The organism is Rhizobium sp. 01T444, from assembly GCF_056398305.1.
Genome location: NZ_JBFTPD010000255.1, coordinates 1 through 622, shown reverse-complemented (window position 1 = coordinate 622; position 622 = coordinate 1). Strand labels below are relative to the sequence as shown.

1 protein-coding gene is annotated in these 622 nt (G+C 69.5%); it reads right to left on the bottom strand.

Annotated features, from left to right (window positions below):
- Positions 1-622, bottom strand: a 622-nt coding sequence (locus tag AC1DTN_RS38295; RefSeq protein ID WP_477925402.1) for an ATP-binding protein, incomplete at both ends; no start/stop codon positions are given.

Here is a 622-nt window from a genome sequence, read left to right as displayed (position 1 = left end):
GAGCACGTCGAGCCCGCGCACCGTCATCGCCTCCAGCGGCGCCGGCTCGGTCAGCACGCTCAGCTCGTCGGCCGCTTCCTCGAACACGGCCGTGAAGCGAAAGGTGCTGCCCTCGTTCGGCCGGCTCACGACGTGCAGCGAGCCGCCCATCATGGCCACCAGGCGGGCGCAGATCGTCAGCCCCAGGCCCGTGCCGCCATAGCGCCGGGTGGTGGAGGCATCCGCCTGGGTGAAGGCCTCGAAGATCTGCGCCTGCATCTCCGCCGGAATGCCAACCCCGCTGTCGCGCACCGAGAACAGCACCCGCAGCTGATCGCGCCGCAGGCCGGTCTGGTCCGGCGCCAGGCGGGCGCTCACGGCGATGCGGCCGCGCTCGGTGAACTTCACGGCGTTGGATATCAGGTTGGAGATCACCTGCCGCAGGCGTCCCGGATCGCCCGCGACCTTCCACGGCAAATCCCGCGCGAGCTCGACATCCACCACCAGGCCCTTCTTCTCGGCGGCCGGCTTGTGCAGCGCGACCGCTTCGCGCACCCACTTGCCGATGTCGAAGCGGACCTGCTCGAACACCAGCTTGCCGGCCTCGATCTTGGACAGGTCGAGCACATCATTGAGCAGGGCC